This window comes from Streptomyces sparsogenes (assembly GCF_001704635.1).
In the GTDB taxonomy this organism is placed as follows: domain Bacteria; phylum Actinomycetota; class Actinomycetes; order Streptomycetales; family Streptomycetaceae; genus Streptomyces; species Streptomyces sparsogenes.
Genome location: NZ_MAXF01000107.1, coordinates 109490 through 116138, shown reverse-complemented (window position 1 = coordinate 116138; position 6649 = coordinate 109490). Strand labels below are relative to the sequence as shown.

Here is a 6649-nt window from a genome sequence, read left to right as displayed (position 1 = left end):
GAAGGCCGGGCCCTGAGGAGGGCCCGGCCTTCGCGCTGTGCCGTGGAGCGGCGGTCCGTCGGTGCGGGATCAGTCCAGGTAGTCGCGCAGGACCTGGGACCGCGACGGGTGGCGCAGCTTCGACATCGTCTTCGACTCGATCTGCCGGATGCGCTCGCGCGTCACGCCGTAGACCTTGCCGATCTCGTCGAGCGTCTTCGGCTGGCCGTCGGTCAGGCCGAAGCGCATGGAGACCACGCCCGCCTCGCGCTCGCTGAGCGTGTCGAGAACGGAGTGCAGCTGCTCCTGCAGCAGCGTGAAGCTCACCGCATCGGCCGGAACGACCGCCTCCGAGTCCTCGATCAGATCACCGAACTCGCTGTCGCCGTCCTCACCCAGCGGGGTGTGGAGGGAGATCGGCTCGCGGCCGTACTTCTGGACCTCGATGACCTTCTCGGGGGTCATGTCGAGCTCCTTGGCCAGCTCCTCCGGGGTGGGCTCGCGGCCCAGGTCCTGGAGCATCTGGCGCTGCACCCGCGCGAGCTTGTTGATGACCTCGACCATGTGCACCGGGATGCGGATGGTGCGGGCCTGGTCGGCCATCGCTCGGGTGATCGCCTGACGGATCCACCAGGTGGCGTAGGTGGAGAACTTGTAGCCCTTGGTGTAGTCGAACTTCTCGACGGCGCGGATCAGACCAAGGTTGCCCTCCTGGATCAGGTCCAGGAAGAGCATGCCGCGGCCGGTGTAGCGCTTGGCCAAGGAGACCACCAGACGGAGGTTGGCCTCCAGGAGGTGGTTCTTGGCCCGGCGGCCGTCCTCGGCGATGATCTCCAGCTCGCGCTTGAGCTTGGGGGCGAGCTTGTCGGAGTTGGCGAGCTTGTCCTCGGCGAACAGGCCGGCCTCGATGCGCTTGGCGAGCTCGACCTCCTGCTCGGCGTTGAGCAGCGGGACCTTGCCGATCTGCTTCAGGTAGTCCTTGACCGGGTCGGCGGTCGCGCCGGCCGCGGCGACCTGCTGCGCCGGGGCGTCGTCCTCGTCCTCGTCGGAGAGCACGAAGCCCTGGTTCTCGGGCTCGCCCTCCGCGCCCTCGACTCCGGGCTTGCCGGGAGCGTCCTCGAGGACGTCCTCTCCCTCGAGGAGCTCGTCCGGGTCCTTCTTGGCGGTGGTCTTCTTCACCGCCGTCTTCTTCGCGGCGGTCTTCTTGGCCACCGTCTTCTTGGCCGTGGCCTTCTTGGCCGCGGCCTTCTTCGCGGGGGTCGCCGCGGCCTCGCCGGCCACGCCGTCTCCCGCGTCGGCCGCCGGGACGGCCGGAGCGGCGGCAGGGGTCTTCTTCGCGGGGACCGTCTTGGCCGTGACGGTCTTGGTGGCGGTGCGCTTTGCCGGACTCTTCGCTGCGACGCTCTTGCGGGTGCGCTTGGGCGCCTCTGCGGCACTGACCATCAGCGTCACACCCTCCTCGTCGAGGATCTGGTTGAGGCTGCGCAGAACGTTCTTCCACTGGGTTGGCGGAATCTGGTCAGCCTCGAAGGCCCGACGCACGTCATCGCCGGCGATCTGCCCCTCAGCCTTTCCCCGCTCGATGAGCGCCATGACAGACTCGGACTCGGCGATCTCCGGCGGGAGCGTACGGGATGTGCTGGCCGACACGAACAACCTCTCGGAACGATGGAAACGGCTTCCGGCCCGGTCCGCTGGGGACTGGAGCCGACGACCGCCGGCAGGATGAACCGACGGCGCGGGGCGGAGTGCTGCGGGTGGATTACAGCGTCGCGAGCGACGCCGGTATTCCCTCTGCGGCTGCCACCTCTTTAATCATCGCGCTGCCCCAAAGAGCGTTACGCCCATTCCTCGTGTCCCGAGTCACACCCCATACCGGCCGTAATGCCTACCCAACGGACAGATCGGCGTCAGTTGATCATGCTCCGCCCCCACACCGCCCCACGCCGCGCACCGCCGCACCCACGTCTGTGGCTCCATCCATGGCGTCACGGCGTGATCGCCTCTGCGGCGTCACCCATGGCGTCGTCCGTGGCGTCGCGTCGCCGAACCCGCGGGGCGGGTTCCGGCGACGCCGCGCCCGTACGCCGTACGCCGCGGTCCGCGGGTCAGTGCTCGCGCGGCGCGGGAACCCCCACCTCGGCGTGGTCGAGATCGGCGTGGACGGTCAGCAGCTGGCGCATCGCGGCCTCCGCCGCCGCGGCGTCACCGGCCCCGATGGCCTCGACGATCCGGCGGTGGTGGCCCACCCCCGCCTCGGTCAGCCGGTCGCAGCCGGTCACCGGGGCGCCGGAGACGTGCAGCGCGGCGGCGACGATGCCCGCCAGGTGCTCCAGCATCCGATTGCCCGCGACCTGCAGCAGCAGGGCGTGGAACTCGGCGTCGGCGCGCGAGAAGGTCAGGGCGTCGCCCTGACCCAGCGCATGGCCCATGATCTCGGCCATGTCGGCGAGCCGCTGCTGCACGTCCTCCCGGCCGGAGCCGGCGGCGAGACGGGCGGCGAGCGGCTCGATGGTCCAGCGCAGCTCGCACAGCTCGCGGCGCTGGTCGTCGCGCTGCGGCCCGAAGGCCCGCCACTCGATGATGTCCGGATCCAGGAGGTTCCAGTCGCTGACGGGGCGGACCCGGGTGCCCACGTTGGGGCGGGCGCTGACCAGGCCCTTGGCCTCCAGGACGCGCAGCGACTCCCGCACCACGGTGCGGGAGACCTCGAAGCGCTGGCCGATCTCCTCGGGGACGAGCGGGCGGTCGGCCCCCAGATCGCCGGAGACGATCATCTGGCCCAGCTGCTGGACGAGTTGGCCGTGCAGCCCGCGGCCCCGGTTGCCGGCCGCGCGTCGGCCCACTCGGCCGATCTCGGCGTCGGCGCCGTCCCAGGAGGGGGCGCTGCCGCGGTCGCCCATGGGGGTGTCGGCGTAGGGGTAGCGGTCAAGCTCGCCCGGGCCGGCGAGGCCGGAATCGGCGGGGCGAGCCGCGGTCATCGTGGTGTGCGCAAGGGTACTCACGCATCCTTTGTCGGCGACGCTCCGGAAGCCCTTGAGGTCTTTGGTGAAAAGCACACGAAAGGGTGATCGCCCATTACCTCATAATTGACGCTGAATCGGACAGAAACCGGCAGCCTTCGGGGACTTGCGACCACTTCCCGCGATGAGCCCGCGGAACCGCCCCCGGCTTGGTCCACCGCCCCGCCGGCGCCGGGCGGGACGGTGTCGGGGGCGGGGCCCGCGCTACTGCCGGGCCCGGCCGCGCAACCCGGTGAGGGCGTACGCGCACAGCAGCACGGCCAGCGAGAGCACGAGCGCCTGTCCCACGGGCTGGGACGCCAGCCGCAGGGCGAGCGCCAGGAGGCGGTCGACCATGGAGTGCGGTTGGTCGAGCGCCTCCGCCCGCAGCCGGTGCGGCAGCCCGACGAGCGAGCGCACCGACGGCTCGGCCAGCGCGCGCTGCACGACCGGCACCGCCAGGATGGGCACCGCCAGCAGCGTCGCCAGGCCGAGCGCGGTGGACCGGAAGACCGCCGCCGCCATCAGCCCGGCCCAGCTCGAGCCGACCGCCAGGGCGCACACGCTCGCCATCAGCAGCGGCCAGTCGCCCGGGAGCGGCACCGCGTCCCCACCGACCAGCAGCAGGAGCGCCGCACCGTCGAGGGCGAGGACGGCGAAGCAGAGCAGCAGGGCGCCGACCGCGCACACCAGGAACTTGGCCATCAGCAGGCCGAGCCGGCGCGGCACCGTGTCCCGGGCCGGGGCCAGCGCCGGGTAGCGGAACTCCTCCCCGAAGGACAGCGCGCCCAGCAGCCCGGCCGCGATCGCCACCGGTGGCAGGGGCACGTCGGTGGGCCAGCCGGTGATCCGGTGCAGCTCCCCCGCCCCGCCCGCCCGGGCGAGCAGCACGGAGCCCACGAGCGAGGCCACGAGGGCCGCGACGGCGATCAGCCAGCCGGTGCGTACGCCGGTGGCGCGGCGCAGCTCATAGCGCAGCGGCCAGGCCGGGCCGGGCAGCGGCAGCCTCGGCAGCACCCGGGGCGGGGTGGCCCGGGGATCGCGGGCAGCGGTGTCCCCGCCCGCGGCCCGCGGACCGAGGTCGGCGGTCTCCTCGACCAGCCGGTGCACGACGATGCCGTGGCGGTACGCGGTCTCGCCGACGGCCGCGCAGGACAGCCCGTAGACGGAGATGCGCGTCTCGTCCTCCCGCACCACCGACAGCCGCCCACCGCCCGCAGCCCCAGCGGCAGGCGCGGGCACGGCCACGGGCACGGCGGCAGGGGCGGATCCGCCGGCCGACGCCGAGCCGGGGGCGGACGCGGACACGACAGCGGGCGCCGGGCCGTCGGCGGACGCCGGATCGGCGGCAGGCGCAGGCACAGCGACGGGCGCGGGGCCGGTGGCGGGGCCGTGCGTGGCAGCAGGCACGGACCCGGCAGCCGGCATCGCGTCGGCAGCGGGCGCGGGCACGGCTACCGAGCCGGGGCCCACGGCGGACGCCGGTGCGGCGGCGGGCGCGGGCCCACCCGCAGACCCTGGGCCGGCGACGGGCACGGCATCGGCTGCGGGCGACTGCGCGCTGCGGGGGGCGGGTCCGGTGTCGCCACCGGATCCGCCTTCCGCCACGCCCTCGCCCGCCGCTCCGTCAGCGGCTGCCGCGGCGGGCGACGCTGCCCCGTGGGCGGCCCAGGCCCCTGCCTCCCCCGCGGCGCTCTCATCCCTCGCCGCGGCCGACGCCCCGACCTGTGCCTCTCCCCCCGCCACTGCCTCGGGCTCCGACCCCTCCGCGCTCGCCCCCGCCTCACTGGCGCGGTGGGCGCGGGGACCGGGCCCCTCCCCGGCCCCCGTGCCGCTCAGCGGCTCCACCCCGCTCACCGCAGCGGCCTTCGCCTTGTCGGCCTCGCCGGCCTCCGCCGCTCCGGGCGGGCACGGCGACTGGACCGCCGGCTCGGCGGCGCCCGCTTCCTCCTCCAGCACGGCGGCCAGCCGCCCGGCCACCGGCGAGAGCACGGCGACGCGGGGGCGCAGCCGGGTGCGTGCGAACTCCTCGACCGGCTGGTCGGCGATGAGCCGACCGCCCTCCAGGGTGAGGACCTGGTCGGCGAGGCGGGTGACGTTCTCCGGGTCCCGATCGGTGACGAGGACGGCACCGCCCTTCCCGGCGAACTGCCGCAGCAGGCCGTGCATCCAGACGGTCTCCCGGGTGGACAGACCGCGCGTGGGCGCGTCGAGAACGAGCGTGTGCGGGTCTCCCAGGAGGGCCGTGGCGAGCCCGAGGCGCCGCTCCATGCCGGCAGCCAGGTCCCCGATACGCTCGTCGGCCAGCTCGGTGAGGCCGACCGCGTCCAGCACCGCGTCCGCGCGCGCCGCGGGTACCCCGACGGCAGCCCCGAGCATCCTGAGGTGACCGCGCGCGGTGCGCCCGGGGTGGCCCGGCACGTCCTCCAGAAGGACCCCGATCTCCCGGGCCGGGCGCCGGATGCGGTGGAGCGGGCGGCCCCGGAAGAAGACGGCACCGTGGCCCCGGTCGAGCTGCAGCAGAAGCCTCAGCGCGCTGGTCTTGCCCGCGCCGGGACCGCCGAACAGGGCGGTCACACGGCCCGGTGGGGCCTCGAAGGTGAGATCGTCGACGACAGGCGGACGGTTGCGGCGGGGGGTGCTGGTCAGTCCGGTGGCCTGAATCATGGCTTCTCCCGCGGGGCATGGAACCGCTCGTGGCACGTGGGGACTGGTGACGTACCGGAGCACGGTAACCCGCTATGTCCTATTTCGTCGGCATCTACACCCCCTGTCGAGTCGTCGTGTCATGGGCTGTCACACCTCGGGACGAAGCATGGGCGGATTGAGCAGCGTCGCGCCCCCGGCCCGGAACAGCTGGGCCGGGCGACCGCCTTGACGGGTCGTCGTGCCGCCCGTGGGCACCAGGAATCCGGGCGTTCCGGTGACCTTTCGGTGGAAGTTGCGGGGGTCGAGGGCCACCCCCCACACCGCCTCGTAGACCCGGCGCAACTCACCGACCGTGAACTCCTGGGGGCAGAAGGCGGTGGCCAGCGAGGAGTACTCGATCTTGGAGCGGGCACGCTCCACCCCGTCCGCCAGGATGCGGGCGTGGTCGAAGGCGAGCGGGGCGGCCAGGTCGGCGTCGCGGCCGAAGGACCCGTCCTGGTCGAGCAGGGACTCGACTGGGGCCCAGCGCGCGCTGTGCGCGTCGCCTCCGGGCCGGGGCGCCGGGAGGTCCGGCGCGAGCGCCAGGTGCGCGACGCTCACCACCCGCATCCTGGGGTCGCGCTTCGGGTCGCCGTAGGTGGCGAGCTGTTCGAGGTGGGCGGCGTTGGGAGAGGCCGGAGCCGCGGGGTCGTGGACGAGCAGCCCGGTCTCCTCGGCCAACTCCCTGGCGGCCGCCGCCGTGAGGTCTTCATCGGCCCGCACGAAGCCGCCCGGCAGAGCCCAGCGCCCCTGGAAGGGCGGCTCGCCGCGGCGGACGGCCAGCGCGCACAGCGCGTGCCGCCGGACGGTCAGCACGACCAGATCCACGGTGACGGCGAAAGGCGGGAAGGCCGCTGGATCGTAGGGCATGCCGCGATCATAGTCGTCTGCCTGACGATAATCAGTCCCTTCCGGTTGATCGTCGATGGTGGAGGGAGGGCGACGGAACCGCCCCGGCGGCCCGGCGCCCGGCGGCTCGA

Annotated in this window: 4 protein-coding genes; all 4 read right to left on the bottom strand. The window is 73.7% G+C overall.

Features of this window, described 5'->3' with window-relative positions:
- Nucleotides 1-69 precede the first annotated feature (69 nt).
- The 4 genes from BBH68_RS22970 to BBH68_RS22955 all read right to left on the bottom strand — a co-directional run bounded on the left by BBH68_RS22970 (nucleotide 70) and on the right by BBH68_RS22955 (nucleotide 6539).
- Nucleotides 70-1635: an RNA polymerase sigma factor gene (locus tag BBH68_RS22970; protein ID WP_281182490.1), complete on the bottom strand. Its 1566-nt coding sequence runs from the start codon at nucleotides 1633-1635 to the stop codon at nucleotides 70-72.
- Nucleotides 1636-2087: 452 nt separating this feature from the next.
- Complete coding sequence (locus tag BBH68_RS22965; protein WP_076970697.1) at nucleotides 2088-3038, bottom strand: FadR/GntR family transcriptional regulator; 951 nt, start codon at nucleotides 3036-3038, stop codon at nucleotides 2088-2090.
- A gap of 168 nt (nucleotides 3039-3206) precedes the next feature.
- On the bottom strand, nucleotides 3207-5648 hold the full coding sequence (locus tag BBH68_RS22960; protein ID WP_065965360.1) for an ATP-binding cassette domain-containing protein: 2442 nt from the start codon (nucleotides 5646-5648) through the stop codon (nucleotides 3207-3209).
- Between the two features lie 129 nt (nucleotides 5649-5777).
- On the bottom strand, nucleotides 5778-6539 hold the full coding sequence (locus BBH68_RS22955; RefSeq protein ID WP_065965359.1) for an NUDIX hydrolase: 762 nt from the start codon (nucleotides 6537-6539) through the stop codon (nucleotides 5778-5780).
- Nucleotides 6540-6649 lie beyond the last annotated feature (110 nt).